The organism is Methylobacterium sp. Ger2507, assembly GCF_055231875.1.
Map to the genome: position 1 here is coordinate 1686965 of NZ_JBUYVC010000001.1, position 13179 is coordinate 1700143.

Sequence of the window (13179 nt, forward strand, 5' to 3'; positions counted from 1 at the left end):
CATGCCGTGCTGAGACCCGCACCCGACTATGACGGTCTCGTCGCCGGTTTCGCCTGGGACATCCCGGAGCGCTACAACATCGGCGTCGATGTCTGCGACCGCTGGGCTGCCCGCGATCCGGGCCGCGTGGCGATCCAGGAAGTGGTCGGGACGCGGGTCTCGGAGACGACGTTCGCAGGCCTGAAGGCGCAATCCGACCGGCTCGCCGCCGGATTGCGGGGCCGGGGCGTCGTCCCCGGCGACCGCATCGGCGTGCTGCTGCCGCAATCGGCCGCCGTGGTGGTCGCCCATTCGGCCGCCTACAAGCTCGGGGCCATCGCGCTGCCGCTCGCCGGCCTGTTCGGACCCGACGCCCTGCGCTACCGCCTCGCCGACGCGGGAGCCCGCGCCCTCGTCACCGACGCGGGCGGCCTCGCCAAGCTCGCGGCCATCCGGGCCGACCTGCCGGACCTCGACCTCGTGGTCTGCACCGACGGCGCCCTCGGGGAGGCCGTCGCCTTTGATGCCCTCATGGCGGAGGGATCCGGCGCGTTCACCGCCCGCGACACCCGGGCCGACGATCCCGCGCTGATGATCTACACCTCCGGCACCACCGGCCTCGCCAAGGGGGCTCTTCATGCCCACCGGGTGCTGCTCGGGCATCTGCCGGGCTTCTGCCTGATGCACGATTTCCCGCCGAAGGCCGGCGACCGGATGTGGACGCCGTCCGACTGGGCCTGGGCCGGCGGCCTCCTCAACGCGACGCTGCCGAGCCTGCATCTCGGCGTGCCGGTGGTGGCCTGTCCGAGCTTCCGCTTCGAGCCGGAGGCCGCGCTCCGGTTGATCGCCGAACGGGCGATCACCACCGCGTTCCTGCCTCCCACCGCCCTGCGCATGCTGCGCGGCGTCGCCGATCCGCGCGGGCGCTTCGATCTCTCCCGCCTGCGCAACATCGCCTCCGCCGGCGAGGCCCTGGGTCCGGACACCTTCGCCTGGGCCCAACGGGAACTCGGCCTCACCATCGGCGAGGCCTATGGCCAGACCGAGTGCAACCTCGTCCTCGCCGCCTGCCCGTCGGCCGGCGTGGCACGGGCCGGATCGACCGGCCGTCCGGTGCCGGGTCATCGGGTGGCGATCCTGCGGGCCGACGGGACCGAGGCCGCCGTCGACGAACCCGGGGAAATCGCCGTCGCCCGGCCCGACCCGGTGATGTTCCTGGGCTACTGGAACCAGCCGGAGGCGACCGAGAAGAAGTTTTCGGGCGACTGGATGCTCACCGGCGACACCGCCCGGCGCGACGCCGACGGCTACGTCCATTTCGTCGGGCGCGAGGACGACCTCATCACCTCGGCGGCCTACCGTATCGGCCCGGCCGAGATCGAGGATTGCCTCTGCGCGCACCCGGCCGTGGCGCTGGCCGCCGCCATCGGCAAGCCGGACCCGCTGCGCACCGAGATCGTGAAGGCCTATGTCGTCCTGCGCGACGGATTTGCCGCCTCCGACGCTCTCGCGGGCGAGATCCAGGCCTTCGTGCGCACCCGCCTCTCGGCCCACGAATATCCACGCGAGATCGCGTTTCGCGAGAACCTGCCCATGACCACCACGGGCAAGATCATCCGGCGCCAGTTGCGCGACGAAGGTTGAGTCTCACCGTACGGTTACGCGGAAGCGGGCGCGGCCGACATTTCCGGCCGGATCGACGAGTTCGAGCATGAATTCGTCCTGGCCCGTATAGCCGGGGGCCGGCGTGTAGAACACGAAGGTGGCGGGCTGCTTGCGGGCATTGCAATGCGCGCGCGCGTTGAACAGCGAGAAGCTCGGGTATTCCCGTCCCTGTCCCGTCTGGACGCGGCCGTCATGCGGCGCTTCGATCAGGCTGATCGTCATGGGGCCGAGGGACTTGCAGGTCGGATCCAGCGACGCGAACGAGGCCGCCGTGAGGCGGCTGCCTCCCAAGACCACTTTCTCGTACGTGGCCACGCCCCTAGGTCCCGCCTGAGCGGACCCGATCCCGATAAGACTGATCCCCAGAAGACCGATCACGGCCGAAGGGACGGAGTGCCGGATCATGGATTGCTGCCCCCGCGTGGTGCGCCTGCACCGGAGCCTGCCCGAGTCGCGCACCGATCACAGCCGCAACTGATCTTGAAAAATACACGTTATACGGGATTTGTCATGCGGGACGCCCGTTCCGGCCGGACGACGCTGGCTGGAACCGTTCGCATAAAGACATCTTTATATCTTGATTGCCTCCCGTCGCCCGCCCTGCTATAGCCCTCGCCGACACGCAACGAGAGACGGAGCGATTACGAAATGGCCCAGGATTACATCGTCAAGGACATCGGTCTGGCCGATTACGGCCGCAAGGAGATCTCGATCGCCGAGACCGAGATGCCGGGCCTGATGGCCACGCGCGAGGAGTTCGGTCCGTCGCAGCCGCTCAAGGGCGCGAAGATCGCCGGCTCGCTGCACATGACGATCCAGACGGCCGTGCTGATCGAGACCCTGAAGGCGCTCGGCGCCGACATCCGCTGGGTCTCCTGCAACATCTACTCGACCCAGGACCACGCTGCCGCCGCCATCGCGGCCGCTGGCATCCCGGTCTTCGCCATCAAGGGCGAGACCCTCGAGGAATACTGGGACTACACCTCGAAGCTGTTCGACTGGCATGACGGCGGCCTGCCGAACATGATCCTCGACGATGGCGGCGATGCCACCATGTTCGTGCACCTGGGCCTGCGCGCCGAGAACGGCGACACCGCCTTCCTCGACAAGCCGGAATCCGAGGAGGAGGAAATCTTCTTCGCGCTTCTCAAGAAGAAGCTCGCCGAGAAGCCGAAGGGCTGGTTCGCCGGTCTCGCCGACTCGATCAAGGGCGTCTCCGAGGAGACCACCACCGGCGTTCACCGCCTCTACAATCTCGCCAAGGAGGGCAAGCTGCTCTTCCCGGCGATCAACGTGAACGACGCCGTCACCAAGTCGAAGTTCGACAACCTCTACGGCTGCCGTGAGTCGCTGGTCGACGGTATCCGCCGCGGCACCGACGTGATGATGGCCGGCAAGGTCGCCATGGTTGCCGGCTTCGGCGACGTCGGCAAGGGTTCGGCCTCGTCGCTGCGCCATGCCGGCTGCCGCGTGCTGGTCTCCGAGGTCGATCCGATCTGCGCGCTCCAGGCCGCGATGGAAGGCTACGAAGTCGTCACGATGGAGGACGCCGCCCCGCGCGCCGACATCTTCGTGACCGCCACCGGCAACAAGGACATCATCACGATCGAGCACATGCGGGCCATGAAGGACCGTGCGATCGTCTGCAACATCGGTCACTTCGACAACGAGATTCAGGTCGCCGGCCTGAAGAACATGCAGTGGTCGAACATCAAGCCGCAGGTGGACGAGATCACCTTCCCCGACGGCCACCGCATCATCCTCCTGTCGGAGGGACGTCTGGTGAACCTCGGCAACGCCACCGGCCACCCGTCCTTCGTGATGTCGGCCTCGTTCACCAACCAGACCCTGGCCCAGATCGAACTCTGGACCAACCCGGGCAAGTACGAGAAGCAGGTCTACACCCTGCCGAAGGCCCTCGATGAGAAGGTGGCGCTCCTCCACCTCGAGAAGATCGGCGTGAAGCTCTCGAAGCTCCGTCCCGACCAGGCCGCCTATATCGGCGTCTCCGAGAACGGCCCGTTCAAGCCCGACCACTACCGCTACTGAGCCCGGTGCGGTGCCCTCCGGGGCACCGTCCGACGCTTGACGCGGCGCGCGAAGCCCGGCCATGTGCCGGGCTTCTTGCGTTTTGCGACACGTATTGCGTTGCGCCGGGCCTGAGGGTGTTCGGACCCGCGGCGCGTTTCCGGGCGCCGCAGTGTGGCTTTTCTGCGCCCTCCGCCGCCCATCGCCCTTGAAGGCTCTAAAGTTAAGCTTAACCCTCTTCCGGGAGGATTCCGCCTCGCGCTAGTGTGGGCGGATTCCTCAGATGGAGTGGCTCGCAGCCGGCCTTCGGGCGGCTGCGGGAAGGGCGCGCTTTGGCGTCTCATCGAAGATTCGTGGAGGCGGGACGGATCATGAGGGTCGATCGAGCGGCGCGCATTCTGCTGTGCGTCGGCTCCCTTGTCGTCGCCGTCGCCGGCACTCCGGCGCGCGCGGCCGGACCGGGGATAGACGTCAGCGCTGTCGCATCGGGGGTCGGGCAGTACACGCACAACGCGGCCGGGCTCGCGATCCTCATCGGCCTGACGGTGTTCGCCACCATCGTCGCCCTGCTGCACATGCGCGAGCGCAGCCGCTGGACCCGGCGCGAGCGCGACCTCGTCAACGAACTCTCCGCGTTGCGCGAATCGCACGACCGGGCCGAGATGCTGCTCAACGCCGAGCGCCAGGTGCTGGTGACGTGGTCCGGCCGCGGAACGCCGACGGTCGAGGGCGATATCGGCCTCATCGACGGCAAGCGCGCCGCCGCCGGCCCGCTTGCGGGCTTCCTCAGCTTCGAGACCTGGCTGCACGCGGTCGACGCCGATGCGCTCAACACGGCGGTCGAGGCCCTGCGAGCGCGCGGAACAGGGTTCCGCCTGAGCCTGCGCACCCAGTCCGGCCGCTTCATCGACGCGCATGGGCAGGCCCTGTCCGGCCGCGCGATCCTGCGCCTGCGCGAGACGACGGACGAGAAGCGCGAACTGATCGACCTGCGTCTCACCCTGTATGAGGCCAAGCGCGGCCTGTCCGCCCTGGGCAGCCTCCTCGATGCGATCCCGCAGCCGGTCTGGCGCCGCAACCGCGACGGCGCCCTGGCCTGGGTCAACCTCGCCTACGTGGCGGCGGTGGAGGCAGGGACCCGCGAGAACGCCCTCGAGGGCGGCGTCGAGCTGCTCGACCGGCAGGCGCGCGAGTTCATCGCCCGCGACGATGCCGCCCGGCTCGCCGCCGGCGGTCGCGCCGCCCATCGCCTTTCCGCCGTCGTGGCCGGCGGGCGCCGGACCCTGGACGTGACCGAGACCGCGATCGAGACCGGCCGCGTCGGCATCGCGGTCGACGTCTCGGAGCTGGAAAGCGTGCGCGCCGACCTCCAGCGCCAGATGGACGCCAATGTCCGCACCCTCGATCAGTTGCCGACCGCCGTGGCGATGTTCGACGCCCGCCAGCGCCTGATCTTCCACAACACCGCCTATCGCCAGCTCTGGGACCTCGATCAGGCTTTCCTCGACAGCCGCCCCCTCGACGGCGAGATCCTCGACCGGCTGCGGGCCCTGCGCAAGTTGCCCGAACAGGCCGACTTCAAGTCCTGGAAGGCCGACGTGCTGGCCGCCTATCGCGCGGTCGAGGCCAACGAAGCCTGGTGGTACCTGCCCGACGGGCGCTCCCTCCGGGTCGTCGCCGACCCCAACCCGCAGGGCGGCCTGACCTACCTGTTCGACGACGTTTCCGAGAACATGAAGCTCGAGTCGCGCTACAACGCGCTGATGCGGGTGCAGGCCGAGACCCTCGACACCCTCAAGGAGCCCGTGGCGGTGTTCGGCGCCGATGGCCGCCTCACCTTCGCCAACCGTGCCTTCGCCACTCTGTGGCGCCTCGACCCCGAGACCCTGGGCGAGCGTCCCCGGGTCGATGCGGTCATCGCCGCCTGCCAGACGCTCTCGCCCGACGAGGACCCGTGGATCGACATCCGCGGTGCCATCACGGGGCTCGAGAGCCGCGCCGGTCTGACCTGTCGCCTGGAGATCGTCGACGGCACGGTGCTGGATTGCGCCGCCCAGCCGCTGCCGGAGGGCGCGACCCTGCTCACCCTGATCGACGTCACCGCCAGCGTGAACGTCGAGCGCGCGCTGACCGACAAGAACGACGCCCTGGAGCGCACCTCGCAGCTGCGCGACACCTTCGTGAATCACGTCTCCTACGAGCTGCGCTCGCCGCTCACCAACATCATCGGCTTCACCCAGCTCCTCGGCGACGAGACGGTGGGCGCCCTCAACGAGCGCCAGCGCGAATATTCCGGTCACATCATGCGCTCGTCGGGCGCGCTGCTGGTGATGATCAACGACATCCTCGACCTCGCCTCCATCGATGCCGGCTCGCTCGAACTGTCCCGGGAGGTGGTCGACGTCCGTTCCACCGTCGACGCCGCCGTGCGCGGCCTGGAGGACCGGCTCGCCGATTCCGCCATCACCCTCGACCTCGACGTGCCCGACGACGTCGGCAGCTTCGTCGCCGACGGCAAGCGCGTGCGCCAGATCCTGTTCAATCTCCTGTCGAACGCGGTCGGCTTCTCGTCGCCGGGCCAGCAGGTCCGCGTCGAGGTCCGGCGCAACGCCGCCGAACTCACCCTGGCGGTGGTGGACCAGGGCCAGGGCATGCCGGACGAGGTCGCCGCGCGGGTGTTCGACCGGTTCGAGAGCAACACCCTGGGCACGCGCCATCGCGGGGTCGGGCTCGGTCTGTCGATCGTCCGGTCGTTCGTGGAACTGCATGGCGGCCGCGTCAGCCTGGAATCGGCCCCGGGCGCGGGCACCCGCGTCACCTGCACCTTTCCCATCAGCGAGCCGAGCGCGCGGCGGGATGCCGCCGAGTAGCGGCCTTCGTCGGACCAACGACTCGATGACCGTTGGGAAGGAGCCTTGGACCGACGGGAGGGAGCCTTCGTGGGTCCCGCGATTTGGTTAAGGATGCGCCGGTATGACAGCGTGTCTCCGCGCGATCCGGGTCCGATCGCGACGGCGCACGGCCATGAAGGAGTTGGGCGTTGAACGAGGATGGTGCCGACACACCCCAGCGTGAGGTGAAATCGGCCTGGGAGATCATGCTCCCGGAGGAGGGCGCCACCGAGGATCTCGGCCGCTTCCTCGCCGAGTTCCTGGTGCCGGGCGACATCGTCGCCCTGTCCGGCGGCCTCGGCGGCGGCAAGACCACCCTGGCCCGCGCGCTGATCCGCGAACTGGTCGGCGATCCGGCTCTCGATGTGCCGAGCCCGACCTTCACGCTGATGCAGCCCTACGAAGCGGCCAACGGTCGCCCGATCGTGCATGCCGACCTGTACCGCCTGCGCAGCCCCGACGAACTCGTCGAACTCGGCTTCGACGAGATGGCCGAGACCGCCATCACGTTGGTGGAATGGCCCGAGCGCCTCGGCCCCCGCGACGCGCCGATGTTGTGGATCGACCTCTCGCTCCGGGCCGAGTTCGGCGATGGCGCCCGCTTCGCCCGCATCGACGGCAGCGGTGGCATGGACGCGCGACTCAAGCGGGCTCGCGCCCTCCGGCTCCTCCTGGTCCGCAGCGGCTGGGACGAGGCCACCCGCATCAACATGCAGGGCGATGCCTCGTCGCGCGCCTACGAGCGGCTGGTGAAGCCGGACGGGAAGAGCGCGGTGCTGATGATCTCGCCGCCCCGTCCGGACGGCCCGCCGGTGCGCAACGGCCGCCCCTACAGCGCCATCGTCAAGCTCGCCGAGACCGTGCATGCCTTCGTGGGCGTCGACCGGGGCCTGCGTGCCCTCGGCTTCTCGGCGCCGCGGATCTACGGCGAGGACCTCGCCGAGGGCCTGCTGATCATCGAGGACCTCGGCTCCGAGCCGGTGGTGGATGCCAATGGCCCCCGTCCGGAGCGCTACGCCGAGGCGGTGCGCCTGCTGGCGAAGCTCCACGCCACCGAACTCCCCGGCGTCCTGCCGGTGGCCGACGGGATCGACCACGTGCTCCCGCCCTATGACCTCGAAGCCCTGGTGTTCGAGACCGAGCTGCTGCCCGACTGGTACTGCCCGTCGGTCCGGGGCGGCGAGCTGCCCCATGCCGCCCGGTCCGAGTTCGTGGCCCTGTGGGCGGAGGTGCTCGACAGCATCAAGCCCGATCGCCCGACCTGGACTCTGCGCGACTATCACTCGCCGAACCTGATCTGGCTGCCGGACCGCGAGGGGCTGGAGCGCATCGGCGTCATCGACTTCCAGGACGCGGTCCTGGGTCATCCCGCCTACGATGTCGCCTCGCTGCTTCAGGACGCGCGGGTCGATGCGACCGCCGAGTTCGAACTGCGCCTGCTCGGGCTCTACGTCCGCGAGCGCCGGGCCCGCGAGCCCGAGTTCGACATGCAGACCTTCGCCCGGGCCTACGCGGTGCTGGCGGCCCAGCGCGCCACCAAGATCCTCGGCATCTTCGCCCGCCTCGACCGGCGCGACGGCAAGCCCGGCTACCTTGCCCACCTGCCGCGCATCGAGGCCTATCTCGCCCGCAACCTCAACCACCCGGCCCTGACCCGCCTGCGCCTGTGGCACGAGGCGCACCTGCCGCATCTCGTGCCGAAGGCCGCCCCGGACGCGGCCGAGGAGGCGTGAGACCCAGGATGCAGCCCCGCCTCACCCTCCTCACCCTCGGCGTCGCCGATCTCACCCGGGCCGTGTGCTTTTACGAGGCCTTGGGCTGGACGCGCTCGACCTATGCGACGGAGGGCGTCGCCTTCTTTCAGGTCGGCGGCCTCGTGCTGTCCCTGTATCCGCGCGCGGCCCTGGCCGGGGATGCGGGTATCGCCCCGCAGGGCCATGGCTTCCGGGGCTTCGCGCTCGCCTACAACACCGCGAGCCGGGCCGAGACGGACGCGGTGCTGACGCGGGCGGTCGAGGCGGGCGCCACCCTGGTGAAACCGGCGGAGGACGCGTTCTGGGGCGGCTATTCCGGCTACTTCTCCGATCCCGACGGTGCGCTCTGGGAGGTGGCCTGGAACCCGGACTTGCTGCCCCTGGCCGATGGCAGCGTACGCTTGCCCGCCTGAGCCGATCCCATCCCGACCCGACGAGACGAAGCCACCATGTCCGACGCTGCTCCCATCACCCGCGCCTTCGTCCTCGCGGCCGGACTCGGCAAGCGCATGCGCCCGATCACCGCGACGGTGCCCAAACCCCTGGTGGAGGTGGCCGGCCGCGCGCTGCTCGACCACGCCCTCGACCGGGCGGCTGAGGGCGGCATCACCAACGCCGTGGTCAACGTCCACTACCTCGCCGACCTGATCGAGGGCCATGTCGGCAAGCGCCGGACCGCGCCCGCGATCGTGATCTCGGACGAGCGTGAGTCTTTGCTGGAGACGGGCGGCGGGGTGAAGAAGGCGCTGCCGCTCCTCGGCGACACGCCCTTCGTCGTCTTCAACGCCGATTCGTTCTGGCTGGAGGGGCCGGAATCGAATCTCGGCCGCCTGATCGCCGCCTGGGACCCGGAGGCGATGGACATCCTGCTCCTGGTCGCCCCCACCGCCACCAGCCTCGGCTACGAGGGCGGCGGCGATTTCGTCATGACCTCGTCCGGCGCTCTCGAGCGGCGCGGCGAACGAGAGGTGGCGCCCTTCATCTACGCGGGCGTCGCGATCCTGAAGCCGGCGCTGTTCGCCGACACGCCCGAGGGCGCGTTCTCTCTCAACCTGCTGTTCGACCGCGCCATCGCGGCCGGGCGCCTGTACGGGCTCCGCCTCGACGGACAATGGCTCCATGTCGGAACGCCGGAGGCGATCACCGCCGCCGAGGCCCGCGTGAAGTCGACGGCGCCGGTGGTCTGAAGCGCTCGGGGATCGTCAGGGCGCCGCATTCCAGGCGGCGCCATTTGGTGGCATGGATCATGGCATGCCGACCTCCGACGAATCCCACGTCTTCACCATTCCGCCTGCCGCGCCCTTCCTGCCGACCCTGGCCGAGGCCCTGATCTCCGGGCGGCTGGTCGGCGACATCGGCAGCGATCCCTACGCGCTCGCCTCCGTCACCGTCTATCTGCCGACCCAGAGGGCGGTGCGTGCCCTCTCGGCGATCCTGGCGGCGCGGCTGGGACAGGCGGCCCTCCTGCCGCGCATGGTGCCCCTCGGCGAGGCGGACGAGGCGGAACTCGATCTTGCCGCCAATCCGCTCCTGGAGAACGGACCGGACCTGCTCGCCCCGGCCATGCCGCCTCTGGAGCGTCGGCTGATCCTGGCGCGCCTGGTGCAGAGCTGGGCCGAGGCGGTGGACCGCACCTTGCTGCCCATCGACGACGACGTGCCGTTCCTGGTGCCGTCCTCCCCGGCCGACGCGATCGGCCTCGCCGCCGACCTCGAACGCCTGATGGACGCCCTCACGGTGGAAGGCCTGCCCTGGGCCGAGATCGCAGGCGCGGTCGAGGCCGAGTACTCGCGCTATTTCGGCCTGACCCTGGATTTCGTGAAGATCGCCGCCGAGGCGTGGCCCGGTATCCTGGCCGAGCGCGGCATGAGCGACCCGGTGTCCCGTTCCCGCCGGCTCGTCCTGGCCGAGGCCGAGCGCCTCGCCCGCGAGCGCCCGGGCGACCCGGTGATCGTGGCCGGTTCGACCGGCTCGGTGCCGGCGACCGCCCGCCTCATCGGCGCGGTGGCGGGCCTGCCGCGTGGCGCCGTGGTGCTGCCGGGGCTCGATTCCGACCTCGATGCCTCCGGCTGGGACGCCATCGAGACCGGCGAGGGGTTCTCGCGGGAGATCGCCCACGGCCATCCCCAGGCGATCCTGCATCGCCTCCTCGGTCCGGGCTGCCTGAACCTGGACCGGTCGCGGGTGGTCGCCCTCGGCGACCCCTCCGCCGAGGGCCGCGCCCGCTTCGGCCTGCTGTCGCAGGCCCTGCGTCCGGCCGAGACCACCGAGGCCTGGGCCGATCTCGATCCGCCCGACCGCGCGGCCCTGGCGGAGGCCGGGATGCAGGGGCTCGCCGTGGTCGAGGCCACCGACGAGCGGGAGGAGGCGCTGATCATCGCCATCGCGCTCCGGGAGACCCTGGAAGTGCCGGGCGCCACGGCGGCCCTGGTCACGCCGGACCGGGCCCTGGCCGTACGGGTCGCGGCCGAACTGGCGCGCTGGGGGATCGTCGCCGAGGATTCCGGGGGCGAGGCCCTGTCGCGCAGCCGGGCCGGGCGTCTCGCCCGGCTCGCCGCGGAACTGGCCGCCGATCTGGAGCCGGCCCGGCTCATCACGCTGCTGTCGCACCCGTATGTCCGGCTCGGCCTGCCCCGCAGCGACGTGGTGCGGGCCGCCGCCGCCCTGGAGATCGGCACCCTGCGCGGCCCCGCCCCGGCGCCGGGCTTTGCGGGCCTGCGCGAGGCCCTGGCCGATCAGCGGGCCGCCACCGGACGGCGCCCGCGCGCCAAGCGCCGCCTGACTGAAAAGGACTGGGATCTGGCCGCCGATCTCCTGGATCGGTTGCAACTGGCCTTCACGGGATTTCTCGACGTCGACCATCGGGGCGTCGGGAATCTCGTCGCCTACGCGGCGAACCACCGTGCCACCTTCGACATGTTGATCGATGCGGCCGAAAGCGAGGCCGTCGACGACGCCTCCCTCGGGGTGCTCGACGCCCTGTTCGACGATCTGGAGATGGCCGAGCCCGGCCTTCTGCCCGGGCGCTTCGGCGATTATCCGGCCTTCTTCACCGCGCTCGCCCGCGAACGCCTGGTCGCCTGCAGCGACGGGCGCCCGCATCCGCGCCTGCGCATCCTCGGCCTGCTCGAAGCCCGCCTGATGAGCGTCGACCGCGTGGTGCTCGGTGGCCTCGACGAGGGCGTCTGGCCGATGAAGACGACCACCGACGCCTTCCTCAACCGGCCCATGCGCGAGCGCATCGGCCTCAACCCGCCCGAGCGCCGCATCGGCCAGAGCGCGCACGACTTCGTACAGGCTCTGGGCCACCACGACGCCCTCGTCACCCGGGCGGCCAAGCGCGAGGGCGCGCCGACCGTGCCGTCGCGCTTCCTCCAGCGCCTGCGCGCCTTCAGCGGAGAGGCGTGCTGGAATCGGGCACTCGGGGCCGGGCGCCGCTTCTCGGCCTACGCGGCCGCCCTCGACCAGGGCACCGGCCCGGCCCAGCCGCGCCTGAAGCAGCCGCGGCCGAAGCCCGATCCGGCGCTGTTCCCGCGCTCGCTCAGCGTCACCGAGGTCGAGACCCTGGTGCGCGACCCCTACGTCATCTTCGCCCGGCACGTGCTCGGCCTCGACCCCCTCGATCCGGTGGCGGCCGAACCCGGCGCCGCCGATCGGGGCACGCTGATCCACGACATTCTCGGACAATTCGCCGAGGACCATCCCGAGGCCCTGCCGGACGCCGCCGTGGAGCGGCTGTTCAACCTTGCGCTCAACGCCTTCCGGCCGATCTCGGACACCTACCCGGAGCTCTATGCCGAGTGGTGGCCGCGCTACGAGCGGCTGGCGTCCAAATTCCTCGACTGGGAGACCGAGCGGCGCGCGGATGTGGCCAGGGTCCATCCCGAGATCTCGGGCAAGTGGGTGATCCCCATGGGAACCGAGAGCTTCACCCTGCGGGCTCGTGCCGACCGGATCGAGCGCCGCCGCGACGGAGGCGCCTGCATCGTCGACTTCAAGACCGGTTTGCCACCGAGCAACAAGGAGGTCTTCGCCGGTTTCTCGCCCCAGCTCACCCTGGAGGCCGCCATGCTCATGGCGGGCGCCTTCGAGGGCTTCCCGGCCAGTACGCTGACGCCCGATCTCCTCTACGTCCACGCCTCGGGTGGCCGCAAACCGTTCGAGCCGTTGGCCGTGAAGGCCCCGCGCGGCGACGAGCGCGAGGTCCCGGCCATCGTGACCGAGCATGTCGCCCGCTTCCGCGGCCTGGTCGCCCGCTTTCTCACGGGCGAGGCCGCCTACACCTCGCGGCCCTACCCGAAATACGCCAAGTCCTACGGCGATTACGACCACCTGGCCCGGGTGCTCGAATGGTCCCTCGGCGGCGAGGGCGAAGGCTGAGGTGGGCCCATGGGATGACCCGGAAGACGCACTTGACTGATATCGCGGGCGATATCATCTCTGCGTCATGATCGTCGTCGATGCCAATGTCGTGCTTGGCGCGCTGCGATCACGGAATGGCGCATCCCACGTCGTCCTCAGGGGCATGCTGACGCAACGGTTCGCTTTCGCCCTCTCGCCGGCGGTGGTGCTCGAATACGAGGATGTTCTGAAACGGCCGGGCCTGCTGGGGCCGGACCCTTGGGTCGACGAAGCCGGGATCGACGCCATCCTGGACGCCCTCTGCGCCACGGCCGTTCTGACCCTGCCGTGGTTCCGCTTCAGGCCGTTTCTGGATGATCCGAAGGATGACCTCTACGTGGAATGCGCGCTGGCCGCCGGAGCCGAGATCATCCTGACCCACGATCGCCACTTTCGGAAGCCGGTCCTGTCAGCTTTCGGAATCCTGGCGATGAGCCCCAGGGCCTTTCTGACCCGCTGAT

General features: G+C 70.1%; 9 protein-coding genes. 8 read left to right on the forward strand and 1 reads right to left on the reverse strand.

Annotated elements, in window-relative coordinates; genetic code table 11:
- Nucleotides 1-6: 6 nt before the first annotated feature.
- Complete coding sequence (locus tag ACV7NL_RS07850) at nucleotides 7-1623, forward strand: AMP-binding protein (RefSeq protein WP_463355345.1); 1617 nt, start codon at nucleotides 7-9, stop codon at nucleotides 1621-1623.
- Between the two features lie 3 nt (nucleotides 1624-1626).
- Here ACV7NL_RS07850 and ACV7NL_RS07855 read toward each other — a convergent pair whose 3' ends face one another.
- Nucleotides 1627-1959 (reverse strand): hypothetical protein, encoded by a 333-nt coding sequence (locus tag ACV7NL_RS07855; protein WP_156633754.1) that lies wholly within the window; start codon nucleotides 1957-1959, stop codon nucleotides 1627-1629.
- A gap of 333 nt (nucleotides 1960-2292) precedes the next feature.
- Between ACV7NL_RS07855 and ahcY the strand changes: the two genes are divergently transcribed.
- From ahcY to ACV7NL_RS07890, 7 genes are all read left to right on the forward strand, one after another.
- On the forward strand, nucleotides 2293-3693 hold the full coding sequence (gene ahcY, locus ACV7NL_RS07860) for an adenosylhomocysteinase (RefSeq protein WP_056484008.1): 1401 nt from the start codon (nucleotides 2293-2295) through the stop codon (nucleotides 3691-3693).
- 350 nt (nucleotides 3694-4043) lie between these two features.
- The gene (locus tag ACV7NL_RS07865; protein WP_056180042.1) at nucleotides 4044-6542 is read left to right on the forward strand and encodes a sensor histidine kinase; all 2499 of its coding nucleotides are present in this window, start codon (nucleotides 4044-4046) and stop codon (nucleotides 6540-6542) included.
- A gap of 227 nt (nucleotides 6543-6769) precedes the next feature.
- Nucleotides 6770-8296 carry a tRNA (adenosine(37)-N6)-threonylcarbamoyltransferase complex ATPase subunit type 1 TsaE gene (tsaE, locus tag ACV7NL_RS07870; RefSeq protein WP_082503964.1) on the forward strand — a complete coding sequence of 509 codons (1527 nt, stop codon included), beginning with the start codon at nucleotides 6770-6772 and terminating at the stop codon, nucleotides 8294-8296.
- Between the two features lie 8 nt (nucleotides 8297-8304).
- Nucleotides 8305-8730, forward strand: coding sequence for a VOC family protein (locus tag ACV7NL_RS07875; RefSeq protein ID WP_463355346.1), 426 nt, complete (start codon nucleotides 8305-8307; stop codon nucleotides 8728-8730).
- Between the two features lie 36 nt (nucleotides 8731-8766).
- Nucleotides 8767-9504 (forward strand): nucleotidyltransferase family protein, encoded by a 738-nt coding sequence (locus ACV7NL_RS07880; protein ID WP_463355347.1) that lies wholly within the window; start codon nucleotides 8767-8769, stop codon nucleotides 9502-9504.
- A 64-nt stretch (nucleotides 9505-9568) separates the two neighbouring features.
- Nucleotides 9569-12697 carry a double-strand break repair protein AddB gene (gene addB / locus ACV7NL_RS07885; RefSeq protein ID WP_463355348.1) on the forward strand — a complete coding sequence of 1043 codons (3129 nt, stop codon included), beginning with the start codon at nucleotides 9569-9571 and terminating at the stop codon, nucleotides 12695-12697.
- A gap of 67 nt (nucleotides 12698-12764) precedes the next feature.
- On the forward strand, nucleotides 12765-13178 hold the full coding sequence (locus ACV7NL_RS07890; RefSeq protein WP_056484014.1) for a PIN domain-containing protein: 414 nt from the start codon (nucleotides 12765-12767) through the stop codon (nucleotides 13176-13178).
- Nucleotide 13179 lies beyond the last annotated feature (1 nt).

Excerpts from the sequence above, each read along its gene's own strand:
- ACV7NL_RS07880 (WP_463355347.1), top strand. The coding sequence starts at position 8,767 with ATGTCCGACGCTGCTCCCATCACCCGCGCCTTCGTCCTCGCGGCCGGA.
- ACV7NL_RS07875 (WP_463355346.1), top strand. The coding sequence starts at position 8,305 with ATGCAGCCCCGCCTCACCCTCCTCACCCTCGGCGTCGCCGATCTCACC.
- addB (WP_463355348.1), top strand. The coding sequence starts at position 9,569 with ATGCCGACCTCCGACGAATCCCACGTCTTCACCATTCCGCCTGCCGCG.
- ACV7NL_RS07865 (WP_056180042.1), top strand. The coding sequence starts at position 4,044 with ATGAGGGTCGATCGAGCGGCGCGCATTCTGCTGTGCGTCGGCTCCCTT.
- tsaE (WP_082503964.1), top strand. The coding sequence starts at position 6,770 with ATGCTCCCGGAGGAGGGCGCCACCGAGGATCTCGGCCGCTTCCTCGCC.
- ACV7NL_RS07890 (WP_056484014.1), top strand. The coding sequence starts at position 12,765 with ATGATCGTCGTCGATGCCAATGTCGTGCTTGGCGCGCTGCGATCACGG.
- ahcY (WP_056484008.1), top strand. The coding sequence starts at position 2,293 with ATGGCCCAGGATTACATCGTCAAGGACATCGGTCTGGCCGATTACGGC.